General features: G+C 73.6%; 22 protein-coding genes and 2 tRNA genes. 11 read left to right on the top strand and 13 right to left on the bottom strand.

The genetic code is table 11. The features are described from left to right. Positions 1-19 precede the first annotated feature (19 nt). The gene (locus tag AB0M83_RS42805; RefSeq protein WP_364526658.1) at positions 20-958 is read right to left on the bottom strand and encodes a PfkB family carbohydrate kinase; all 939 of its coding nucleotides are present in this window, start codon (positions 956-958) and stop codon (positions 20-22) included. A 238-nt stretch (positions 959-1,196) separates the two neighbouring features. On the opposite strand from AB0M83_RS42805, the gene AB0M83_RS42800 reads away from it, so the two are divergent. After that, positions 1,197-1,592: an anti-sigma factor antagonist gene (locus tag AB0M83_RS42800; protein ID WP_364526656.1), complete on the top strand. Its 396-nt coding sequence runs from the start codon at positions 1,197-1,199 to the stop codon at positions 1,590-1,592. Positions 1,593-1,600: 8 nt separating this feature from the next. On the opposite strand, the gene AB0M83_RS42795 is transcribed toward AB0M83_RS42800, so the two are convergent. Both AB0M83_RS42795 and AB0M83_RS42790 read right to left on the bottom strand, forming a co-directional pair. Further along, positions 1,601-3,010 (bottom strand): PP2C family protein-serine/threonine phosphatase, encoded by a 1,410-nt coding sequence (locus AB0M83_RS42795; protein ID WP_364526654.1) that lies wholly within the window; start codon positions 3,008-3,010, stop codon positions 1,601-1,603. A 7-nt stretch (positions 3,011-3,017) separates the two neighbouring features. Beyond that, complete coding sequence (locus AB0M83_RS42790; RefSeq protein ID WP_364526652.1) at positions 3,018-3,749, bottom strand: GAF and ANTAR domain-containing protein; 732 nt, start codon at positions 3,747-3,749, stop codon at positions 3,018-3,020. Between the two features lie 106 nt (positions 3,750-3,855). On the opposite strand from AB0M83_RS42790, the gene AB0M83_RS42785 reads away from it, so the two are divergent. The 4 genes from AB0M83_RS42785 to AB0M83_RS42770 all read left to right on the top strand — a co-directional run bounded on the left by AB0M83_RS42785 (position 3,856) and on the right by AB0M83_RS42770 (position 5,647). Beyond that, the gene (locus AB0M83_RS42785) at positions 3,856-4,599 is read left to right on the top strand and encodes a GAF and ANTAR domain-containing protein (RefSeq protein WP_364526650.1); all 744 of its coding nucleotides are present in this window, start codon (positions 3,856-3,858) and stop codon (positions 4,597-4,599) included. 284 nt (positions 4,600-4,883) lie between these two features. Next, positions 4,884-4,956 (top strand) — tRNA-Leu (locus AB0M83_RS42780). Between the two features lie 102 nt (positions 4,957-5,058). Further along, positions 5,059-5,132: transfer RNA gene (locus AB0M83_RS42775), tRNA-Cys, on the top strand. 221 nt (positions 5,133-5,353) lie between these two features. Continuing rightward, positions 5,354-5,647, top strand: a complete 294-nt coding sequence (locus AB0M83_RS42770; protein ID WP_364526648.1) for a hypothetical protein — start codon at positions 5,354-5,356, stop codon at positions 5,645-5,647. Between the two features lie 472 nt (positions 5,648-6,119). Here AB0M83_RS42770 and AB0M83_RS42765 read toward each other — a convergent pair whose 3' ends face one another. The 10 genes from AB0M83_RS42765 to AB0M83_RS42720 form a co-directional block, all read right to left on the bottom strand. Further along, on the bottom strand, positions 6,120-6,302 hold the full coding sequence (locus tag AB0M83_RS42765; RefSeq protein ID WP_364526675.1) for a DUF2249 domain-containing protein: 183 nt from the start codon (positions 6,300-6,302) through the stop codon (positions 6,120-6,122). Positions 6,303-6,413: 111 nt separating this feature from the next. After that, a complete protein-coding gene (locus AB0M83_RS42760; protein WP_364526646.1) occupies positions 6,414-7,886 on the bottom strand; it encodes a class I adenylate-forming enzyme family protein in 1,473 nt (490 codons plus the stop codon). After that, the gene (locus tag AB0M83_RS42755; protein WP_364526644.1) at positions 7,883-9,250 is read right to left on the bottom strand and encodes a CoA transferase; all 1,368 of its coding nucleotides are present in this window, start codon (positions 9,248-9,250) and stop codon (positions 7,883-7,885) included. The genes AB0M83_RS42760 and AB0M83_RS42755 overlap by 4 nt, the downstream gene beginning before the upstream one ends. Beyond that, a complete protein-coding gene (locus tag AB0M83_RS42750; RefSeq protein WP_364526642.1) occupies positions 9,247-10,032 on the bottom strand; it encodes a class I SAM-dependent methyltransferase in 786 nt (261 codons plus the stop codon). Before AB0M83_RS42750 ends, AB0M83_RS42755 begins: the two co-directional genes overlap by 4 nt. Next, the gene (locus AB0M83_RS42745) at positions 10,029-11,576 is read right to left on the bottom strand and encodes a class I adenylate-forming enzyme family protein (RefSeq protein WP_364526640.1); all 1,548 of its coding nucleotides are present in this window, start codon (positions 11,574-11,576) and stop codon (positions 10,029-10,031) included. The genes AB0M83_RS42750 and AB0M83_RS42745 overlap by 4 nt, the downstream gene beginning before the upstream one ends. After that, positions 11,573-12,871 (bottom strand): FAD-dependent oxidoreductase, encoded by a 1,299-nt coding sequence (locus AB0M83_RS42740; protein ID WP_364526638.1) that lies wholly within the window; start codon positions 12,869-12,871, stop codon positions 11,573-11,575. The genes AB0M83_RS42745 and AB0M83_RS42740 overlap by 4 nt, the downstream gene beginning before the upstream one ends. Continuing rightward, positions 12,868-13,785: a UbiA family prenyltransferase gene (locus AB0M83_RS42735; RefSeq protein WP_364526636.1), complete on the bottom strand. Its 918-nt coding sequence runs from the start codon at positions 13,783-13,785 to the stop codon at positions 12,868-12,870. Before AB0M83_RS42735 ends, AB0M83_RS42740 begins: the two co-directional genes overlap by 4 nt. Continuing rightward, on the bottom strand, positions 13,782-14,420 hold the full coding sequence (locus AB0M83_RS42730) for a class I SAM-dependent methyltransferase (RefSeq protein WP_364526634.1): 639 nt from the start codon (positions 14,418-14,420) through the stop codon (positions 13,782-13,784). The genes AB0M83_RS42735 and AB0M83_RS42730 overlap by 4 nt, the downstream gene beginning before the upstream one ends. A gap of 12 nt (positions 14,421-14,432) precedes the next feature. Continuing rightward, positions 14,433-15,536: a DegT/DnrJ/EryC1/StrS family aminotransferase gene (locus tag AB0M83_RS42725; protein WP_364526632.1), complete on the bottom strand. Its 1,104-nt coding sequence runs from the start codon at positions 15,534-15,536 to the stop codon at positions 14,433-14,435. Then, positions 15,533-16,615: a DegT/DnrJ/EryC1/StrS family aminotransferase gene (locus tag AB0M83_RS42720; RefSeq protein ID WP_364526630.1), complete on the bottom strand. Its 1,083-nt coding sequence runs from the start codon at positions 16,613-16,615 to the stop codon at positions 15,533-15,535. Before AB0M83_RS42720 ends, AB0M83_RS42725 begins: the two co-directional genes overlap by 4 nt. Positions 16,616-16,900: 285 nt before the next feature. Here AB0M83_RS42720 and AB0M83_RS42715 point away from each other — a divergent pair, with 285 nt between their 5' ends. Genes AB0M83_RS42715 through AB0M83_RS42690 form a run of 6 tightly spaced genes read left to right on the top strand, consistent with a single transcriptional unit; the run spans position 16,901 to position 22,327 of the window. Continuing rightward, on the top strand, positions 16,901-17,923 hold the full coding sequence (locus AB0M83_RS42715; RefSeq protein WP_364526628.1) for a Gfo/Idh/MocA family oxidoreductase: 1,023 nt from the start codon (positions 16,901-16,903) through the stop codon (positions 17,921-17,923). Further along, positions 17,913-18,764 (top strand): sugar phosphate isomerase/epimerase family protein, encoded by an 852-nt coding sequence (locus tag AB0M83_RS42710; RefSeq protein ID WP_364526626.1) that lies wholly within the window; start codon positions 17,913-17,915, stop codon positions 18,762-18,764. The genes AB0M83_RS42715 and AB0M83_RS42710 overlap by 11 nt, the downstream gene beginning before the upstream one ends. Next, entirely contained in the window at positions 18,761-19,993 is a 1,233-nt protein-coding gene (locus tag AB0M83_RS42705) for a M20/M25/M40 family metallo-hydrolase (protein WP_364526624.1), read from the top strand. The genes AB0M83_RS42710 and AB0M83_RS42705 overlap by 4 nt, the downstream gene beginning before the upstream one ends. Next, on the top strand, positions 19,993-21,039 hold the full coding sequence (locus AB0M83_RS42700) for an Ldh family oxidoreductase (RefSeq protein ID WP_364526622.1): 1,047 nt from the start codon (positions 19,993-19,995) through the stop codon (positions 21,037-21,039). The genes AB0M83_RS42705 and AB0M83_RS42700 overlap by 1 nt, the downstream gene beginning before the upstream one ends. After that, on the top strand, positions 21,036-21,923 hold the full coding sequence (locus AB0M83_RS42695) for a Gfo/Idh/MocA family oxidoreductase (protein ID WP_364526620.1): 888 nt from the start codon (positions 21,036-21,038) through the stop codon (positions 21,921-21,923). Before AB0M83_RS42700 ends, AB0M83_RS42695 begins: the two co-directional genes overlap by 4 nt. Then, positions 21,920-22,327 carry a hypothetical protein gene (locus AB0M83_RS42690; protein WP_364526618.1) on the top strand — a complete coding sequence of 136 codons (408 nt, stop codon included), beginning with the start codon at positions 21,920-21,922 and terminating at the stop codon, positions 22,325-22,327. Before AB0M83_RS42695 ends, AB0M83_RS42690 begins: the two co-directional genes overlap by 4 nt. Positions 22,328-22,384: the final 57 nt, after the last annotated feature.

The following is a 22,384-nucleotide window of genomic DNA, read 5'->3' as shown; positions in this document are numbered from 1 at the left end:
GTCACCCACGGCACCGCGCTCAGGCGTGGACGGTCTCGAGGTGCCGGGGCTGCAGCCGGTCCAGGACCGGGCCGGACAGGTGGGGCCGTCCGCCCGCGTGCTCGGTCGTCGCCGCGGCCGCCGCGACCGCCAGGCACGCCGCCGTCTCCAGCGGGCGGCGGCGGGTGAGCGCCGCGGTCAGCGTCGCGACCAGCGCGTCCCCGGCCCCGGTCGGATCGACCACTTCGGTCTCGACGTGCGGCACGAACAACGACTCCGCGGGCCCGGCGAACAGGTTCCCCTGTCCGGCCACCTCGAGCACGACCAGCGACGGTCCGCGACGCTGGAGGTCCGCCGCGGCGCGCGCCGCGGAGGCGACGTCGTCCACCGGCTGTCCGGTGAGCAGTTCGGCTTCGTGGCCGTCGGCGCGGACGACGTCGGCGAGGGCGAGCAAATCCGTCGTGAGAGCGTCGTCTTGGGGCGCGCCGTCCAGCACGACCCGCGTGCCCGCCGTGTGCGCGAGCCGGGCCGCCAGCAGCGCCGCCGGGGCCGGCTGCTGCAGCTGGACGATGAGGGATCCGGCGGCCGAGATCGGGGCGGACGCGGCGAACACGTCGGTCTCGGTCACCAGCGTCGCGTCCGGGACGTGCTCGAGGTAGCGGCGGCGGCCGTGCTTGTCGACCACGTCGATGAGCAGCGCCGTCTCCGTGTCCGGCCGGCGGACCACGTGCGAGGTGCCGATTCGGTCGGCGCGGGCACGGGCGCGCAGCGCGTCGCCGACGGCGTCCTGCCCGACGACGCCGACCAGCGACACCGCCACCCCGAGCTGGCTCAGCGCCACGGCCTGGTTGGCGCCCTTCCCGCCGAGCATCTCCTTCCGGTGCTTCACCGGTGCCGACGAGTCGGCGCCGGGCGCATCCGGGACCTCGACGACCAGGTCACGGGCGATCTGCCCGACCACCACGACTTCGCTGAACATCACCGGTACCGCCGGTCCATGGCGCCTCCTCGGTTGGTGAAGATCGGTTACCCCGGTGCGGCTCGGGAGCAAACCGCCCGTTCGGGTCGCGGGCGATCGGCGGGTCTTCACCGGATGCCCGGCCGCGTCCACCGGGAAAGAGGGCGTTTCCGTTCCGGCGGTTTGGGTACCAAGATCCCGACCTTGATCACCCCTCTGCGTCGCCGGCCCACGCCGGCGCGGAAGGCCTGCCGAACCCGTGTCCCCCACGTTCCCGGTCCCCACGCGGTCCGCGCCGCTCACGGCGCGCCGGACCCAGTACCGCCCCGGTCTGCTGGTGCTGACCTTCGCCGGCGAGATCGACACCCTGACCCTGCCGATCCTGCGGCGCGAGCTGACGGCGTCCCCACCGGGAACGACGATCGTCGACCTGTCGCAGGTGGCGTTCCTCGGGCTGGCCGGCGCCCGCGCACTGGCGGCGGCCGCGGAGCTCGCGGGCGAAGAGGGCGGGCGGCTGGTCGTCGTGGCGAACAGCCGGACCCTGGCGCGGCTGTTCCGGATCACGGGCCTCGCCGCGGTGGTCCCGATGTTCGCTTCGCTGTCGGACGCGCTGCGGGAGCTGCTGTCCGCGGGGATGCAGAACGCCGCCTGCTGAGCGAGCGCTCAGCGCGGTACCCAGCGGGCGACCAGGACGCCGGCGTCCGAGCGCGGCTCGCCCGCGCCGTGATCGGCGACCGCACGGGTCAGCAGGCGCGCGGCCTCCGGCGGCAGCCGTTCCTCCGCGAGGTAGCCGGCCACCCGCTCCCGGCTGAACGGCGTCCCGGCCCGGTCGGTGGTCCCGGTCAGGCCGTGCGAGTACAGCGCGAGCACGTCACCGGGTCGCAGCCGCACCTCCACGGCCCGCGGCCGCTCGCCCGCGGTGGCCCCGGCCGGGCCGGCCTCAGACTCCGCCAGCGCCCGGCCGTCGCGGACGATCAGCGGTGCGGGGTGGTGGCCGGCGGTCAGCCAGCGCAGCGTGCCGGTCCGCAGGTCCAGCTCCGCGAGCACCCCGGTGACGACCGGTTCCGAGCCCGCGAGCTCCCGGCCGACGGCGGTGTACTGCTCCCCGAGCGAAGCCCCGTCGCGCCGGGCGGCGCGGTAGGCGGCGAGGGCGTTCACCACCGCGTAGCCGGCGCCGTCCGTGCGCGTGCCCGCGTCGAACATCGCCAGCCGCGCCCGCCGTTCCGAGAGCGCGTAGTCGAACACCACCCCGCGCAGGTCGTACGCCGGCTGGACGCTCGCGCCGACGATGACGCAGTCGGTCGCGCCGGTCAGCGGCGGCAAGCTCTGCCACAGCAGCTCGGCGGGGGTCGCGCGGTGCTGCCGCCGTCGCCGCACGTCGAGGCCGTCGCCGTACTGGGTCGTGATCGTCACGAGGTGGCCGAGCAGAGTCGCCAGCCAGTGGCACTGTTCCCGCAGCATCGGGTCGTCCAGGTCGGCGTCGTCGGTGGGCACGATCTCCAGCACCCCGAGCCGTTCGACGCCGTCGAGCAGCACCGTCCACAGCGTGGGGGCGGGCCCGTCCCGCGTCACGACGGTCTCCGCGCGGCGGAAGACGTCCCCGGCGACGCTCGTCTCGATGTCCAGCTCCGCGGCGGCCTCCGCGCGCAGCGGCACCAGCGTCCGCTGGTCGTAGTCGGCGAGGTAGATGCCGATCCGCAGGTCGAGCGCGCGGCCGGCTTCGGCGACGACGGCGGGCAGCCGCTCGGGCGGCGCGCGGTGAGCGCCCTCCAGCAGGTCCACGAGCGCCTTCAGCGGGCCGTGCAACGGCTTCCCGTCGCGGAACGAATGGCTGTAGGGCGCGCGCGACGGCCCGGCCAGCTCGTCGAGCCGCTCGTTGACGGCGTGGGCCAGCATGTCGCGGTCGACCCGGGGCAGCGTGGTGAGCCCGTTGAGGTAGGCGTCCAGCTCCAGCAGGCTCTGGCCGCCGCCGAGCCCGAAGTAGCGCATCCACAGCTGTTCGGGCGTCAGCCGGCTCCGCTCGTAGCAGGCGGCGAGCAGCCGCTGCTGTTCGTCCGCGGGCAGGTAGCGCATCGGCGGCTCACTCTCCCCGGGGCGCGGGGGAGAGCAGATCGGCGGCGGCCTCGGCCGGGCTGCGGGCGCCGGCGCGCGCCAGCCCCAGCAGCCGGTCGAACGCGGCGTCCTCGTCGAGGCCGTCGCGGCCCATCAGGAACCCCTTCGCCATGGTGACCGCGTCACGCTCGCGGAGGGTGTCCTTGAACCGCTCGCTGAAGCGGCTCGCCCGCTCGTACGCGCGGGCGTTGGCGACGAGGACGGCGGCCCGGCCGGCGAACGTCCCGAGCGTCGCTTCGTCGGCGAGGCTGAACGCGCCGGCGGCGGTCGCGTAGATCTTGATGGCGCCCAAGCAGCCGTCTTCGGTGACGAGCGGCGTGCTGAGCACCGACCGCAGGCCCGCGTCACCGGCCGCGGCGCACCAGCGGGGCCAGCGCCGTTCGGTGGCGACGTCGTCGATCCGCTTCGGCGCACCGGCCGCGATCGCCGCCAGGCAGGGTCCTTCGCCGAGCTGGTACTGCTGGGCGTCCGCGTCGCGCACCCGGGGGTCGGACGCGCTGGTCGTGGCGGGGTGGCCCTCGTCGTCGACGAGCGTCACCCCGGCGCCCACCGCGGTGGTGATGGTCATCCCCGCGAGGGTGACGATCAGCTCGAGCACCGAATCGACGCTCTCGCGCGAGAGCAGCAGTCCCGACATCCGCGCGGCGACCCTCGCCAGCTCGCCGTCCAGCGGCAGCTCAGCCGCCTCTTCCGTCGCCATGGCGACGGATTACCAAGCCGGGGCCGTCGTCAAACGTCCGTGCCGGGACATGGGAGGGCGCGGAGTGGGTACCCGACCCGTTCGGCGTCCAGCGGGAGGAGCGGACATGGAACGGCCGGAACCCACCACCACGACGGCCGCACCGGTGCTCGACGACGTCACCGGGGCCCTCGAAGCGCTGACCGCGGTGCTACGGCAGGAGGACGACCTCCCGATCCTGCTGCGGCACGTGTGCCGGCAGGTGTGCCACGCCGTCCCGGGCGTGGACGAAGCGTCGATCACGCTGGTCAGCGGCGGCGTACCGCACACGGCGTCCTCGACCGCCACCGTCGTCGGCGAGCTCGACGGCGACCAGTACCGCCTCGGCGATGGCCCGTGCCTGGAGGCGGTCCGCAGCGGCAAGATCGTCCGCACGTCGGTGACCGGCGCGGCCGGGCGCTGGCCGCCGTTCGCGACCGGAGCCCGGGAAGCGGGCTTCGAAAGCTTCCTCGCCGCGCCGCTGGTGGCCGACGAGCAGTATTCGGGCGCGATCAACTGCTACGGCCGCCAGGACGACGGCTTCGAGGCGATCGAAGCCCAAGTGCTCGAGCTGTACACAGCCGCGGTGGAAGCGGTGTTCCGCGTGTACCACCGGTACGTCGAGGCCCGCGAGACGGCCGAGCACCTGCGGACGGCGCTGACCTCGCGCGCGGTGATCGACCAGGCGAAGGGCATGCTGATGGCGATCCGCCGGATCAGAGCCGACGACGCGTTCGCGCTCTTGGTCGAGCAGTCGCAGCGCGAGAACGTGAAACTGCGCGAAGTCGCGGAGCGATTCGTGGAGCGGGTGGTTTCCAGCGGCGTGGTGTGAATGTGGCCGGATAACTGATTGACGGTGCTGCGGGGTGGGTGCATGATGAATGCACATCACCTCGGAACTTCAGTGGGAGAAAGTCATGACGAGCACGTGGGTGCGGGTGGCGCGGCGGCGGGAAACCGTCGTGTGCCTGTCGTGCGCGTGGCTCGCCTGCCTGCCGGGTGGTGCCGGCTCCCCGCCGTGACGGGCAACCGTCAGGTCAGGAGCCGCCCTTCGGGAAACCGGACCGGGCGGCTTTTTGTTGTGGTTTTATCGGCGCGCCGGTGCTCATTGTTTTCGCCCCTGTAGCCCAACGGAAGAGGCAACGCGCTCAGAACGCGTCCAGTCCAGGTTCGAATCCTGGCGGGGGTACGAGAAATGCGGAGGATGGTTCGGGAGACGCGCCGGAGCGCAGGCGATCCTTGCACGATCACCGGGGAGGGTTCGACACCCTCGTCTTCCACGGGGTACTTCGGCCTGCTTCACGACGGTCGTGCGCCGGCCTGCAAAGCCGGACGGTCCGGGTTCGACTCCCGGGTGGGCCTCCAGCAGTTCGGATCGGGCGCCATCGGGGTGGCGGCTGCGTCGTCGAGCTGGGCGATCGCCGCGAGTGAGGTCTTCTTCTGGTGCTCGAGCTCGTGGTAGCTCTCGCGCAGTCGACCTCTGCTGCTAGCCACCCGGCCGGTCAGGTCACTGCCCGCAACGAAGCGACGTCCCACCGGGCCTGATCGACCGCGCCGCGCTGCATCAGCCCGGCTACCAGGCGTTCTTGCTGCTCCGGACGGTGTTCACGGTGGCGCCGGTCCTGTTCGGCCTCGACAAGTTCGCGAACCTGCTCACCGATTGGCCGGGTTACCTCGCGCCATGGATCGACGGGACCCTGCCCGGGACCGCCCAGCAGGCGATGTACGTCGTCGGCGTGGTCGAGATCGTCGCGGGCGTCGCCGTGACGATCCCGGGCTTCTACGACGTCGCGTTGCGGGACTTCGGATTGCTGGTCGCGGCAGTGGCCCTGGCCAGGTTGTCGGCTCGGTACGCGTCGGGGCGCGCCGTTCGGCACTGACCGCGTCGTGCCTTGGTGCGGTGACCGGAGACGGTGGTCGGTGGGGGACTGGTTGCCTCTCCGTTGCTGTCCGCCGGAATTGCGGCTCGGACGGTGAGCCCACAGAGGATGGCACGCCCGTCAATCCACGGGGGGATCATCGCTGTCGCCGGCGGCTTGAGGCCTATCTGCATGCCCGGACGGCGCCGGTGCACGCTGATGTAGGCCAAGCCCCGGGCCCCGGCTGCGAGGCTGCGGCTCGAACCCCGCGGCAGCCACGCAACCAGGCCGGCGGCCAAGCGCATCGTCAGATTCTCCGCGCGTAGGTCGCCGGTTCCGTCCATGACGACGATGAGGACATCGAGGTCGGGGTTCGGCATGCACGTCGATGTGCTGCCACGGAGCGAGTTGCACGAGAGAATGCTCGGCCGGTCGGAACGTGCCGTCGTGCTGGAGTCGGTCATGGTGCGCCTCCGCAGCCTTTCTGTCGCCGCTATCGCTTAGCAGCGGGGCGGCCGATGCGGACCCGCCACCGCGCCGGGCCCTGTTCGAGGTAGTCCCACGCGTACTGGCCTGGGAAAGCGGTGTCGAACTCGCGGCGCAACGGCTTCGGATCGTGGTTGTTCACCAGCACGAACGACTCGCCTTCGCGGAGCCGGGCATAGGTGCCGAAAATGCGGGCGGACGAGTTCGAGCAGACCTCGCGGGAGGTGGGTGTCGGCGTCGACGGCCGTGGAGAGGCCGATCAAGGCTGAGTAGCCGCGGCCGGCCTGCGGGTCGAGGGCGGTCATCGTTCTCCGTGGTGTGCGGTGGCGAGGTCGGCGAGCGTGCGCAGGCAGACCTTTCCGGTGTGGCTCAGGGGAAGCCGGGCGAGGACGAGCAGGCGTTCGGGGAGTTTGGGCGGGCTGATGCCGCCGTCGGTGCGCAGGAACGTGGTCAGCGCAGTGAGGTCGGGCACCGGGTGGCCGGCGCGGACGGTGACGCACGCGCACAGCCGCTCGCCGAGGTCGCGGTCGGGCACGGGTACGCACGCCGCGTCGGCGACGGCGGGATGGCCGGTCAGCGCGGACTCGACTTCGGCGGGGCTGATGGTGTAGCCGCCGCGGATGACGACGCGCTTGATGCGCCGCAGGACGTGCAGCGTGCCGTCGGGGTCGAAGCTGCCCCGGTCGCCGGTGCGGACCCAGCCGCCGGGCAGCCGGGGTGGCCCGTCGCCGACGTGGTCGAGCGGGGTCATCGGCCCCAGGGCGCAGATCTCGCCGGCCACGATCCGGATGGCGGTCACGGCCGGGTCGGGACGGCCCACCCCGTGCTCGGGCGTGGTGGTGTGGCAGTTGACCCCGTCGGAGGAGCCGTAGACGTTGACCACGTCGACGCCGAACACCTCGCGGCACCGCCGCAGCGTGTCCGCCGGCAGCACGTCACCGCTGGACACGACGGCCCGCAGCGACGAGGTGTCGAAGTCCGCCGCGTGTTCGGCGAGGCGGCGCAGCATGGTGGGCACGCCGAACACGTGCGTGGGCCGGTGCTCGGCGACGGTTCGAAGCGCGTCCAAGGCGTCGAACCGCGGACGCAGCAGCAGTGTCCCGCCGAAGCGGCACAGGGTGATGGTGGCCCCGAACGACCCGTAGGCCGAAGACAGCGGCACGAGCACGAGGTCTCGCCACACCGGGGTGCCGCGATGCACGGCACGCACGTAGTTGCCGCGGCCGCCGGCGAAAGCGTTGTGGGAGTAGGCGACGAGCTTCGGCTCCGCTTCCGAACCCGACGAAACCAGCAGTCTCGCCGGAGACTCCGGGTCCACGGTGACCGGTTCCCACCCCTCGCCCCGGGCGCGGGGTGACACCGTCGGCCACGGCAGGTCGTCGTCGGTGATCAGCCACGCGGCGCGGGCCCGGCCCAGCAGGTTCAGCGCGTCGGCCCGTCCTCCCGTGAACGGCAGGGCGACCGCGCCGCACGCGGCCACGGCGAGCTCCGCGATCACGGCGTCGCGGCCGTTGGGCACGCGGACGCCGACGATGTCGCCCGGCCGGGCCGCCAGCGCGCCTGCCAGTCCCCGCACCTGCTCGGCCAGCTCGGCGTAGGTGAGTTGCCCGCGGTCGTCGACGACGGCGACCCGGTCGGGATGGCGGCCGACCCGGTCGCGCAGCAGTGAGTGCAGGTCCCGGCCGGGGCAGTGCCCGGCGCGGACCCAGGCGCGCCGCGCCGCGGCCGGCACCCGATCGGTGAGCACGATCCCGTTGCGCGAGACCCACGTCATCGGAAGAACTCCCAGGGCGAACCCGGCAGCACGCACCGCTCCCGGACGAGGGCCCGCGCGAACCGCGGGTCGCGGCCCAGCGCCGCGAGGTCGGTGCACACCGGTACGGTCGGCGCGGACATGTCACGGTGCCGGGTGAGCGCGTTGAGGCGCGAGGCGGCGGACAGCAGCGACGACGCCACAGTCTGGCCGCGCCCGGTCCGTTCGCGGCGCAGCAGCGCGTCCACCACGGCGTGGGCGGCGACCACACCACCGAACACGTCCACGACCGTCATGAGCGAGGCGGGCACCCCCGCGTGGGCCTGGACGACGAAGTCGGTGCCCAGCGGCGGCTCGGGACCGAGCTCGTCGCCCCAGCCCGACGCGTGCGCGTACACCAAGCCGGCCGGGAAGTCTTCGGCTCGCAGGCCCCAGCGGGCCGCTTTGCCCGGCGCCCAGTTGTGCACGAAGACGTCCGCCGACGCGGCGAGGTCGAGCACCTCGTCCCGCCCGGTGCGCAGGTCGATCTCGACCACCGCCTTGCCCCGGTTGAGGGCGAGGAACCGGGCGGAGGTGTCCCCGGCCATCGGCGGGACCCAGCGCAGCGGGTCGCCGCCGGGCGGCTCGATGCGCACCACCGTCGCCCCGAGCATCCCCAGCAGGTGCCCGGCCAGCGGTCCCTGCACGCGCCGGCACGATTCCAGCACGACGATGCCGGACAGCGGCAGCTCCCCGGCCGAGGGGGCCTCGGGTCGGGCGTTCCCGCGCGGGGAGATCCGGTAGGCGGGCAGGCTGTCCAGCACCCGCTCCGTCCGGACGACCAGGGTCATGCCGACCCGTCGGGCGGTGGTCTCCAGGACCGCGAGCGGGAAGCGGGCCGCGGAGGCGGCGAACTCGGGCGGCAGCGGGCAGGTGGCGGTGGCGAAGCGGTGCAGGAAGGGGCGCCAACCTCGTTCGACGGCCCGGGCCGGAACACCCAGCTCGGCCCAGAACCGTTGCCACGGAACGGGATCCAGCGCCTCCACCTCGAACACCACGCCGTCGGACGACCGGAACGGCGGCCCCGCGCCGGGGTGCCACTCGTCGGGCTCGTCGGCGGTCGCGGCCGCCAGGTACTGCGAGACCGCGAGCAGCGCGGCCTGCGCGACGGAAGTGGTGTGCCCGGCGAGCGGAATGCCGCGGGTGCGCCCCAGTTCGACGGCGAGCACCCCGATCGCGGACAGTTCGACGGCGACGGCGCGGGCGTAGTCCAGCCCGAGCGGCGCGGGACGGCCGAGCCGGCGGCCGTGGACGTGCATCAGCCCGCACGCCGCCTGCACGTCGGGTTCGCCACGCAGCGGGAGGTCGACGGGTCCGTTCCAGCTCGGCGCATCGACCGCGGTCATGCCGGGCGCCGGCCTTGGACGGTGTAGAAGACGCAGGACGTGGCGCGGAACGCGGGGTGCGTCATCGCGGCGCGGGCGGTCCGCAGGCCGGTGTCGGTGGCGCCCACGGCGAGCAGCTTTTCGCGCAGGTGATGGGTGTGGTGGACCAGCAGGCGCAGTCCGGGGGAGTCCGCGGTCCACTGCTGCACCACCGGTACCGGGTCCACCTCCACCAGGCCGGCGGCGACCATCGAGGCGGCGACGCGGCGGCCCCAGCGGCAGTCCGCGCCCGCCGCGTCGAACATGCGCTCCTTGGCGGCCAGGAACTCCTCGTAGGCGGCGGCGTGTCCGGCGTCGGCGGCGAGCAGCACCGGTCCGTAGCCGACGTCGAACTCGTCCAGCTGCAGCAGGCCGCGCGGCTTGAGGGCGCGCACGAGCTTGCGCAGCACCTGTTCGCGCTCGGGCAGGTGCAGCAGCACGAGACGGGCGTGGACGAGGTCGAACTCGGCCTCGGGTAGCGGGTCGTGAACGACGTCGTGCCGCAGTACGGTCAGCCCCTCGGCGGGCGGGACGCGCTCGGGCTTGACGTCGGTGGCCACGACCGACGCGCCGCGATCGGCGAGCCAGTGCGCGACGCTGCCGCCGCCGGCACCGACCTCCAGGCACCGCCACCCCGGTCCGACGCCGGTGCGCTCCAGCCGCGCGAGCGTCGTGGGGTCGTAGGCGGCGGCCAGGCAGCGGTGCTGCTCGGTGGCGTGCACGCTGTGGTTGTCGAAGGCGTAGCCCTCGTGGATCGTGGTCATGTCCACCTTCCGGTGCCGTGGGTGACGGTGTGCCCGGCGATGCGGGTGAGCAGTTCGAGGCGGCGCACCTTGCCGGTGCCGGTGCGCGGGAGGTCGTCCCAGGTGACGATGCGCGGGGGTGCCAGGGGCGGCAGCCCGGCGACGGCGGCCCGCCAGCGCCGCGGGTCGAGGTGCCCGTCGGCGGTGACGACGACCGGGACGGGCGGGCGGCCCGGGGTGCCCACGACGACGCACTCGACCACCTCGGGCAGCCGGTTCTCGAGCACGTCCTCGGTCTGCAGGCAGCTCAGGCCGGGCACGGTGTCGACCTCGCGGTCGAGCAGCAGCACGGCTCCGGTCCGGGTGCGCACGCCGAGGTCTCCGGTGTTCCACCAGCCGTCGCTGTTCTTGTCCTGCCAGCGGTCCTGCTCGCCCACGTACCCGGCGCAGAGGGCCTTGGTCCGGGCCAGCACGAGTCCCGGCCGTCCGCGGCGCACCGGCCGGAACGTCTCGGCGTCCACGACCGCGAGCTTCGCCCGGCCCGGCAGCGGGCGGCCGAGGTGGCGGGCGTGGGTGGCGCGGTCGACGGCGGCGCGGGTGAGGAAGCGGAAGGTCAGCGGCCCGGTTTCGGTCTGCCCCCAGCCCTGCATCCACAGTGGACGGCGGCGGCGCGACGCGTGGAGCATGGTGCGCACGACGGGCGGGTGCACGGCGTCGTAGGTGCTGACGAACAGGCGTACGTCGCGGAAGGGGTTGCCCGCCTCGCGCGCCAGGGGGCGCCACCGCACGTAGGCGGCGGGCAGGGCCTCGATGGTGGTGGGCGGGTGGGCGCCGAGCACTTCCCGTGCCGAGGCGGGGTCCGACAGCAGCACGATCTTGCGCGGGGCGAGGCAGAACACGCTGCCGGTCCAGCAGAAGGGGCGGCCGTGGGCGTAGGAGGAGGCGTTGGCGACGACGTCGTCGCGGCGGGTGCCCACGACCGGGACCCGCAGCGCCTCGAACCGGGCGAGCCGGTCGATGATGGTGCGCGTGGTGTGGACGACCAGCTTGGGGGTGCCCGTGGTGCCGGAGGTGTGGTTGATCACCAGCGGGTCGTCGTCGGGCCGGCGCCGGGGCGCGGGGGCTCGGGTGCCCCGCACGTCGTCGAGCGCGAGTTCACCCGCGCCGGGGGTGGCCAGGGACAGCACGCGGCGGGCGTGGTGCGCCGGGACGGGCCGGTCGGTGACGAGGACCGCCGGCTCCAGGCGCTCGAGCAGCGTTTCCAGGACGTCGCCGGACAGCTCGCCCGAAAGCAGGGCGGGTACGGCGCCGAGCCGGATCGCCGCGCAGGCGAGCAGGTCGTAGTCGTAGTGGTTGCGTTTGACCACCGCGACCCGCTCTCCCGGGCGGGCCCCGGCGGCGTGCAGCCAGCCCGCGACCTCTTCCACGAGGCCGGCCAGCTGGGGCACCGTGAACTCGGTGCCCCGGCCGGGCGCGATGTCGAAGGGCCGGTCGAGCACGACGGTCGTGTGCGTGCGGCGCGCGGCGACCTCGTCGAACAGGGTGCCCATGTTGTGGGGTCTCATACGGGTTCCCTCCTGGCGGGGTGGGTGGAGAGCAGCCGGGCGGCGGCGCGCTGTCCGGAGCGCACGGCCGCCTCGCTGCACGGCACGAGCCCGGTCCAGTCGCCGGCGTACTCGACCGCGGAGACGGGCCGCGTGGAGAAGGTGGCGCGCAGGGCCAACGCGCGCGGGGTGGCTTCGGGCAGGGCGTGGCGGAAGCGCGTGACCACGGCGCCGGTGGCCGTGCGAAGCGCGGGGAGGAACCGCATGCCCGCGCCGGACAGGACGTCGGCCACCTCGGCGTCGGTCGCGTCGAGCAGGTCGGGAGTGACGGTGGGATTCGCCAGCACGGTGACCAGGCCCCGTCCGGCGGGTGCCCGCCCCGGGTGCTTGACGTGGTCGAGGATGAGCGTGGACACCACCCGGTCCTCGGCGGCGGGGACGACGATCGCGTAAGAACGCGATGCCGGGCGGGTCGGCAGCATGAAGTGCGCCTTGACCACCGGGGCGAACGTGGCGGCGGCGAGGAACTCCGCGTCCCGGTCGGGGGCGTCGAGGTGCAGGACGCGGGCCACCGGTGCGGGCACGGCGAGCACGACCTGCCGCGCGCGGATCCGGTCGTCGCCGCAGAGCACCACGACCGATCCGGACTCCGGCACCACGCCGTCGACCCGGACACCGGTGGTGACGTCCAGGGACCGGGCCAGGGCGCGCGCGAAGGTGTCCATGCCGTCGCGGTAGGTGCGCCAGGTGTTCGCCGGTCCGGCGGCGGCCAGCAGCGCGAGCAGCGGCGCCGCGGCCGAACGCTCGGGCCGCCAGCCGAAGAACCCGGACACGACCGGCTGGCACAGGTAGTCCAGCACGTCGGGGTGGAAGGCCCCGGCGAACTCGGTGACCGTGCCGAGAACCGCGCGTTCCGGGTGGTCGAAGTCCGGTCGCACGCGCAGCACCCGCAGCAGGTCCAGCCGGGCGCGCGGGCCGAGACCGGCCCCGGTGAGCAGGCCGCGGGGGTGGGCGAGTCCCGGCCGCGCGCGGCCGCCGCGCCACACGGCGAGGTGGCGGCCGATGCGGGGAACGGCGGCCCGGTCCACACCCAGCTGCCCGAGCAGCTCCCACGTGGCGGGGTAGCCCCGTTCGGGCACCTGCTCGGCGCCGGTGTCGACGAGGAACCCGCCGGTGCGCAGGGTCCGCATCCGGCCGCCCACGGCGTCGGCGGCCTCCAGCACGCGCACCGAGCGGCCGGCGAGGCGCAGCGTGTGCGCGGCGGCCAGCCCGGCGATGCCGGCCCCGATGACGACGACGTCCTCTTCGGCGGTCACAGCAGGTTCACCACGACCAGCGCCATCACGGTGACGCGGTGGATGCGGATGCCCAGGAGGCGGGCGCGCAGGATGTCGCCTTGGCCGAAGGCGAGGTGCAGCTGCCAGGCACGCAGCAGGAGCGTCGGCAGCAGGGCCACCGGGAACCACCACACGGTGCCCAGCCACGGCCCGCAGACGATCAGCGCGGCCTCCACGGCCGTGACGGCGAAGATGAAGCGCATGTTCCCGCGCGGCGAGGTGAGCGCGGCGACGGTGGGCCGGCCCACCCGGCGGTCGCCCTTGATGTCGTTGGTGTTGGAGTAGACGCCGAACAGCAGCGGTCCCAGGCCGAACACCAGCGCCTGCACGACGACGTTGCCGTCGAGCGAGCCCACGGCCAGCCCGTAGGGCGCCAGCACGAGCGCCCAGCCCAGGGCGGCGATGAAGAACTCCTGGAACCCGTGGTAGCTGAGCTTGACGCCCCAGGAGTACTGCACGGAAAAGAAGTAGGTGACCGCGATCAGCGCAACTGTCCACAAGGGAGTGTGCGGTGCGGTGACCATCGCCGCGATCCACAGCAGCGCCCCGATGATCCCGGTGACCCACGCGAACCGCAGCACCTGGTCCTCGGTCAGCGTCCCGGCGACGAGCGGCTTGCGGTAGCGGCGGCGCTTGCGGTCGTCGGGGGCGTAGTTGGCGACGTCGCTGCCGTCGCGGAAGCCGGTGAGGTCGTCCAGGGCCACCATCGCGGCGATGACGAACACCTCGCCGAGCAGGAACAGCCCGCCGGTGGCGAGCACACCGCCGTCGAAGCGCAGCGCGGCGGGCAGCAGCGTCCCGACGACCAGGACACCGAGGTAGTAGTCGACGATGTCGAGCTTGGCCAGCCGGACGTAGGCGCGGGTGGTCGTGGAGGTGATCGAGGTGGTCACCGGTGCCCCTCCAGGGCGATCAGGGCGGCGAAGGACCGGTCGCCGCCGTAGAACACGTCGCGCCGCTCGACCAGCCGGGCCCCCGGCAGCAGCTCGAGGTAGGCGTCCAGGTCGCGCAGCCGCGAGTACTCGCCGACCGGGATGTCGGCGTGCTCGTACTCCACGAGCACCAGGTGCCGGGCGGAGGCGGCGATGCGGCGGCACGCTTCGGCGAGGTCGTCGTCGCCGAGCACGTGCATGAGGACCCACACGCACACAGCGACGTCGAACGGCTCTCCGGGTACCGGCAGCCGCTGGACGGCGGCGTGCGCGAACCGCACGTGCGGCAGGCCGGCGCACTCGGCGCGGGCGAGGTCGAGCATCCGGGGCGTCAGGTCCACGGCCAGCACGTCACGGGCGTGCGCGGCGATGGTGGGGGTGAGCCGGCCCATGCCGCAGCCGATCTCGAGCGCGGTGCGAGGCGCGATCGCCCGGAGGTGCTCGGTGAGGATCGCGCGGGTGCGTTCGGTGGTGGTCCCGGCGAGGCCGGCGGGCTGGGACGCGCGCATGACGCGCGTCAGGCCGGGGCGCGCGGCCCGGCGGTGCCACTCCAGGGCGACGGCGTCGGCGGTGGGAGCGGGGGTGGTGTGCGGCATGGGGTCTCCGTTTCAACTGCGGGCGAACCGGCACACTTCGTCGGCGATGTGCTCGACTTGCGCGTCGGTCAGGTGGGGGTGGATCGGGATGGCGAGCTGCCGCGAGCAGGCGCGTTCGGCCGCCGGCCAGTCGCGGCCGGTGGTGCGGAACGCCGCTTGGCGAGGCAAGGGGGAGCGGTAGTACACGTGCGAGCCGATGCCACGGGCGGCGAGGTGGTCGTGCAGCGCGTCGCGGTGCTCGGCGAGCAGGGAGTACACGTAGAAGCAGCGTCCGTCGCGGCCGGGCGGCGGTGGCACGACGCCCGGCAGGCCGGTGAACCGCTCGGTGTAGTACTCGCCGATGCGGGCCCGGCGTTCCAGGCGCGCGGGCAACCCCGGCAGGCGGCGCAGCTGGAACGCCGCCATGATCTCGTCGAAGCGGCTGTTCACGCCGATCCGGTGGTGCAGGAACCGGGTGCGGCCGTCCTGGCCGTGGTTGCGCAGCATGCGCACGACGCGGCCCAGCTCCGGGTCGCCGGTCACGACCATGCCGCCCTCGCCGGGCATCCCGAACGTCTTGACCTGGACGAACGAGTAGACGCCCGCGTCGCCCCAGGTGCCCGCGGCCCGGCCGCCGAGCACGCCGCCCTGGGCGACGGCGGAGTCTTCCAGCAGCCGCGCACCGGCGCCGTCGGCGATGACGCGCAGCGTCGGCATGTCGGCCATCACGGAGAACACGTGCGCGGGCATGACGACCTTGGTGCGCCCGGTGACCGCCTTCTCGACCTCGACCGGGTCGACCACCATCGTGGCCGGGTCGACGTCGGCGAAGACCGGCGTGGCGCCGAGCAGTGCGGGGGCGGCCGCGAGCGGCGCACAACCGTAGGCGGGGACCACGACCTCGTCACCGGGTCCCACGCCCATGGCGCGCAGTACGAGCGTCAACGCCGAAGTGCCGCTGGAGCAGGCGACCGCGTCGGCTGCTCCGACCGCGTCGCGGATGACGGTCTCGAAGTGCCCGGTGCGGCGTCCGAGGATGAACCGCTGCTCGGGGTCGAGCGCCACTTCCCGGACCACGTCCAGCAGCACCTGGCGGTCGTCTTCGAAGAGATCCGGCGGGAAGAACGGGATCTTCACGCCGCCTCCGCGGATCGGAAGAAGTCGCGGATCTCGTCGCAGACCCGGGCGACGTCGTCCTCCCGCAGGTCGGGGTAGAGCGGCAGCGCGAGCGCGTGCCGGCAGGCGGCCTCGGCGTGGGGAAAGTCCCCGGGCCGGTGGCCCAGGTCGGCGAAGCAGGGCTGCAGGTGCAGCGGGATCGGGTAGTACGTCTCGGTTCCCACGCCGCGCGCGGCCAGGTGCGCGGCCAGCTCGTCCCGCCGCTCGACCTCGACCGCGTACACGTAGAACACCCCGCGCACGTCGGCCCGGCGCGGCAGCACCGAGGGCAGCTTCCGCACCCCCGGCGCGTCGGTGAGCAGTTCGGTGTAGCGCCGGGCGAGGGCGGCGCGGCGCTCGATGTCCGCTTCCAGCCGGCCGAGCTTGGCCAGCAGCACCGCGGCCTGCAGGTCATCCATCTTGCTGTTGACCCCGACCGTGCCGGTGGTGGTGTTGATGGCGGGGAAGTGGCCGGCGGTGGGACCGAACCGGCCGTGGTGGCGCAGGGCGGCGACGGTTTCGGCGACGACCGGGTCGTCGGTGAGGACCGCGCCCGCGTCGCCGAGCGCGCCCAGGGTCTTGGTCGGGAAGAACGACAGCACCCCGCCCGCGCCGAGCAGTCCCGCATGGGTGCCGCCGTAGCGCATCCCGATCGCCTCGGCGCTGTCCTCCACCACGGTCAGCCCCAGTCGCCGGGCCGCGTCGCCCACTCCCGTCATGTCCGCGGGCTGGCAGAACAGGTGCACCGGCATTGCGAACCGGGTGCGCTCGGTGGCCACGGCCGCGAGTGAGGCGGGGGACAGGCCGTAGCCGTCGGGCTCGATGTCGGCGAACACCGGACGGCCGCCCGCGAGCACCACGGCGGAGGCCGAGGCGATGAACGAGAAAGCGGGCACCACCACTTCGTCACCGGGGCGCAGGCCGCACGCGCGCAGCAAGAGGACCAGCGCGTCGGTGCCGCTGTTCACCCCCACCACGTGCTTCGCGCCGGTGTACGCGGCCAGCGCTGCTTCCAATTCGACGACCTTGTGGCCATGTGAGTACTTTCCGCGGTCCAGCACGTCGATAATGTGCCTGTTCGTGGTGGGCCACAATTCCGAAAACGACGCTGATTGGGTGAATAGTGGCACGGTCAACTGTTCGCCTCCGCTGTCGGAACTTTCCAGTGATACTAATTCGGGGCCAAGTGGCGACCGGCAATGCGAGTTGTCTTCACTCTTCTTGGTCAACTACGAGAAGGCGGTGTTGACAAGTGTTGCCGGAACCGTGAAATCTCCCCTTGTTCGAATCGGATGGCCTTTCGGTGACCCGGGCGATATTCAATCCACAATGGACGGTGATCGGTGGTGCGGACACTTCTGGTGGGGCTGGGACGAGCCGGCGCGCAGCTGCACCTCCCGGTGCTCGCGGGCGCTCGTGCCGCCGCGCCGCAGTGGTTCGGCGACGAGCCGGTCGTGGGCTGCGACCCGTGGCGGACGCCGTCCGAGCGACCGGGGCTGATCGTGCGGGCGAGCCTGGCGGCCGCCGCGGCCGAGGTGGACCCGGCGCGGACCGTGGCGCACGTGTGCACGCCGCCGGAAAGCCGATCCGAGGTGATCGCCGCGCTCGCGCGACTGGGGTTCCGGCAGTTGGTGGTCGAGAAGCCGCTGGCCATCGACACCGATGAGCTGTCCCGGGTGATCGAGCTGCGCCGGCAGCACGGACTGCGGATCGCCGTCGTCGAGCCGTGGCTGACCAGTTCGCTGACCGCGCGGCTGACGGCACTGGCGCGGGACGGGCGGCTGGGCGAGGCGCGCTCGATCGCGCTCGTGCAGAACAAGCCGCGGTTCCGGCGCTCGTTGACCACGACGTCGCACCGGACGGCGTTCGACGTCGAACTACCGCACGGCGTGGGCTTGGCGCTGCGCCTGGCCGGCAACGCCCGGGTCACCCACGCCTGCGGCGCCGACCTGGTGGTCGGCAAGACGCGAGTGCCCCACATGGGTGGCGCCCGGGTGGGGCTGCGGCACACCAACGGCACGCGCACGGAGATCGAGTCGGATCTGACGTCCCCGGTGCGGGAACGGCGCGTCGTGCTGCGCTTCGAAAACGGTACGGCGGTCGGGCACTACGCGGTCAGCTCCGACGACCCCTACTCCCAGCTGACCGTGACGGTGGACGGCCGACGCGAGCACCAGGTCCTGCGGGACGACTCGCTCACCGAGTGGATGATCTACGCATACCGGTTGTTCCAGGGCAGCCGGGACCAGCACGCGAAAAGCTTCTCCGTCGCCTGCGACGTGGCCAGGCTGCTGTCGGTGGCCAAGAACATCAGTGCCGAGCCGGTGGTCCGGGCCGGTCACGTGCCGGAGGCCGTCAGTGCGGTCTGAGGCCGCGGCGACCGCATCCCCGCGGCACGCCGGCGACGCCGTCCTGGCCGGCATCACCGACGAGGCGGCCCCGGACCTGGCCGGCCAGCTGGCCGTCCTCGCCGAGCTGGGCTGGTCGGCCGTCGAACTGCGCACCGTCGACGGGCTGGCCGTCGCCGACCTGGACGACCGGCACTTCGCCCGGGTGGCCTCGACGCTGGCCGGCCACGGCGTGCGGGTGGTGTGCGTGGCGTCGCGGATCGGCGGCTGGGCCCGGCCGGTCACCGCGCCGCTCGAGGACGACCTGGCCGAACTCGCCGTGCTGGCCCGGCGGTGCGCCGTCCTGGGCACCCCTTACGTGCGGATCATGTCCTACCCCAACGACGGCCTGGACGAGCCCCGCTGGCGCGCGCAGGTGCTCGACCGCGTGGCGGTGCTCGCCCGGACCGCCGAGGCCGCCGGTGTCGTGCTGCTGCACGAGAACTGCTCGGGGTGGGCCGCTTCGGACGCCGACCGGATGCTGGAGCTGCTGGACGCGAGCGGCTCTTCGCTGCGGCTGCTGTTCGACACGGGCAACCCCGTCGTCCACGGCTACGACGGCTACGAGGTGTTGCGGCGCATCGCGCCTCACGTGGCGCACGTGCACGTCAAAGACGCCCGGGGCACCACGTTCGTCGATCCCGGCACGGGCCAGGCGCGCGTACCCGACTGCGTGCGATTGCTGCGCTCGGCCGGTTACCCCGGGGCGTGGTCGCTGGAACCGCACGTGGCGCTCCAGCCGCACCGCTCGGACCGGCTGGCCGAGGGCGCGGCGGCGTCGTTCGTGCGTGCGGGACGGGCGCTGGCCCGGCTGCTGCGGTGATCGCCCCGGACCGCGACCTGCTGCTGGAGCTGCTGCGCACACCCACCGCGGGACCGCTGGAAACCGACGGCGAAGTGCGGCTGTGGGACGCGATGCACACCTACGCCGAGGCCGCGCACGCGTTCGGCATGTACACCGCGCACCTCGGTCCCGCGTCGCCGGAGGTGATCCGGCGGGCTGATGTTCCCGCTGCCGTGCGTGCGGCGGCGCGGCGTGATCCGGGCTTCCTGGAGTGCCAGCCGAGCCTGGTGCTGCGGCTGGGCCACGCCGAGCCGGCCGTGATGTTCAACGTGCACCTGGACACGGTCGCGCCGGCCGAACCGGTGGGCTTCGACGGCGGCCGGTTCCACGGCCGGGGCGCGATCGACGCCAAGGGGCCTGCGGTGGCCTTGCTGGCGGGCCTGCGGGAGGCGGCCCGCGATCCGGCCGTGGGCCGCGACGTCAGCGTGCTCGTGCAGGCCGTCTCCGGCGAGGAGGGCGGTGCGATGGGCGTCTTCGGCACCCGGCCACTGGTGGAGGCGGGCTTCCACGGCGCGCTCAACGTGTTCTGCGAGCCCACCGGCCTGCGCTACCTGCCGCGCTGCACCGCCGCCATGACCGCGGCCGTCGTCGTGCGCGGCGAGGACGCGATCGACGACGAGCCGCACGCCGGGCACAACGCGACGGTGCTGCTCGGGTTCCTGGCCCAGCACCTCGCGCTGGTGCTGGCAGGGCGCGTCCCGGACGGCCGGGTGTGCGTGGCGGGCCTGCACACGGGGCGGCTGCACAACCGCGTCTACGGCTCGGGGGAGCTGCTGCTGAACCTGTCCTACGGAAGCGCCGAGTCGGCCGCGGTCCTGACCCGTGCGCTCGAGGAGGGGCTGCGGGAGGGGCTGGCGGAGTTCACCGGACGCTTCCGGGACACGCAGCCGTTCCACCGCACCGCCGTCGACGCTCCCGCGATCACGGCGCTGGAGTGGCGCAAACGCGGCCTGCCCGCGCTGCGCGACCACGACGTGCCGGACCTGGACGGGATCGCGCCGCCCTGGCCGGCCGGCGAGCCCGGGTTCACCTGTGACGCGATCTGGCTGGCCGGCGTGCCCGGAACCCGGACCGCCGTGCTGGGGCCGGGATCGCTGGAAACCAACAACGCCCACGCGCGCGGCGAACACGCCGACGTCGAGGAACTGGACCGGTTCTCGGCGGTGGTGTGCGAGCTGGTCACGCGCTTCGCCCGCAACGGAGGATGATGAACGTCGTCGTGCCCTACCCCGAACTGGTCTCGACCGTAGCGGGGGTGTTCACCGGCCGCGGCGTCCCGCCCGACCGCGCCGATACCGCGGCCAGGGCGCTCGTGCACGGGGACCTCACCGGCGTCACCTCGCACGGCTTGGTCAACCTCACCCGGCTGTACCTGCCGCTGCTGGCGTCCGGTCGCGCCGATCCGGTGGCCGACATGGAGGTGCTCACCGATCTGGGAGCGTGCGTGCTGGCCGACGCCCACCGCACCCTCGGCCTGTGGTCGGCCTCCCAGGCGATGGACCTCGCCGTGTCGCGCGCCGAGCGGTACGGCGTCGGCGTGGTGTCCTTGCGCGGTGCGACGCACATCGGGTGCGGGGGCTTCCACGCCGCCCGCGCCGCCGAACGGGGCGTCCTCGGCCTGGTCACGTCCAACTGCGGCGGCCAGGCCATCGCCCGGCCGCCGGGTGGCCTGGCGAAGGTGCTGGGCACCAACCCCTTGGCGCTGGCCTGCCCCGCGGGCGACCGGCACCCGTTCGTGCTGGACATGTCCACGACCGTGGTGCCCACCGGCCGGGTCCGGGCCGCGGCGCGGGCGGACGAGCCGATCCCCGCCGGGTGGCTGGCCGCCGAGGACGGCACGCCGGTCACCGACCCGGCCGCCTACGACCGGGGCGAGGGCCACCTGCTGTGGCTGGGCAGCGCCCCGCAGACCGGCGCCTTCAAGGGGTTCGGGCTGGGACTGGTGGTGGAGGCCCTGTCGGCGCTGGTGTCCGGGGCCGCGCTGGGCCCGGTGCGGGCCGGGGACACCGACGACGACATCGGCGTCATGGCGCTCGCCATCGCTCCCGCGCGGCTGCGGACGGGCTTCGCGGACGACACCGACGCGTTGTTCTCCGCACTCCTGGGTTGCCCGCCGGCCGACCCGAGCCGCCCGGTCGTCTACCCGGGCTGGCACGAAGGGGAACGGGCGGCGTGGCGGCGGACGCACGGTGTGCCGCTGCCCGCCGGCCTGTACGACGAGCTGCGCACGTCGACCCTGCGGGCCGCGGGGTGATCCGGCTGGGCGTGGTCGGGCTCGGCGTCATCTCCCGCTTCTACCTCGCCGCGATCGACCGGCTGGCCGGGTTCGCCCTGGCCGCCGTGTGCGATCCGCGCCCCGAGGCCCGCGCCGGACACGCGGTCCCGGCGTTCTCCGGCCACCGGGCGATGCTGGCCGCCGGCCTGGTGGACGCCGTGGTGGTGACCGCGCCGAACGACGCGCACACGGCGATCTGCCGCGACGCGGTCGAGGCGGGGCTGCCGGTGTGCGTGGAGAAGCCGCTGGACATCGACCTTTCGCGCGGCCGCGAGCTGGCGGCGGCGGCCCGCGCGCGTGATGTCGCGCTGTTCACCGCGTTCCACCGGCGGTACAACGACAACGTCCTCGCCTTGCTGGCCGAAGTGGACGGCCGGCCACTGGAATCGGTGACCGTGCGGTACTTCGAACGCATCGAGGAGCACGTCGGCACCGACCGCTGGTACCTCGACGCCGCCCGGTCCGGCGGTGGTTGCGTGGCCGACAACGGCCCCAACGCGCTCGACGTGGCACGCCTGTTCGCCGGTCCGCTGCGGCTGTGCGAAGCGCGCGTCGGCCGGGACGCGGCCGGGACCGACCGGCACGCCGTCCTCACCGCGCGGGGGAGGGCGCGGGTGCGGGTGGAGCTGGACTGGTCCTACCCGGGTGAGGTGAAGGACGTCACCGCGTGTCTCGCCGACGGCCGCGAACTGCGCGCCGACATGCTCGCCGGACACGACGGCTTCAAGGGCTCGCTGTGGCACGAGTACGAGGGCGTGCTCCGGGATTTCGCGCGCGCCGTGGTCGCCGGGGGCATGTGGGCCGACGGTGGCTTGGCCGCCTTGGCCTTGGTGGACGAGGCGTACCGAAGGGAGAACACGTGATCGAGGACGGGCCGAAGCGCGCGGTGCACAGCCGGGTGGTCAAGGTGCTCGTGCACCGACGCGACGACCGCGGCATGCGGCTGGAGCCGTTCGCCAGCCGCTGCGTCCGCCAGGGGGAGGTGCACGAACTCGTCACGACCGACCACCCGGTGACGGCGGAACGGATCGACCGGGTGGGGTTCCTGGGCTTCGTGGAGATCGACGACGCCGGGGTGATCGACCGCGGCGACGAGGTGTGGCTGGAAGGCGAGCTGATCGGCACGGTGCTGGGGTTCGACGCGTGCCACCACCCCAACCACTACAACATCCTCATCTCCACGCCGCGGCCGCACACCGGACCCGAGGTCGGGATGCACCCCGAGCGCACCGTGCGGTTCGGCCGGCCCACCGGCGTCGCGCGCTGACCGCACCCACGACGGACGGGCCCCGGAGGGATGCTCCGGGGCCCGGCCGTCGTGGGT

Origin of the sequence: Amycolatopsis sp. NPDC051106, assembly GCF_040682775.1 — a bacterium.
GTDB lineage: Bacteria > Actinomycetota > Actinomycetes > Mycobacteriales > Pseudonocardiaceae > Amycolatopsis.
Note: the sequence above shows the minus strand (reverse complement) of the source record. Positions and strands in the feature narration are given on the sequence as shown.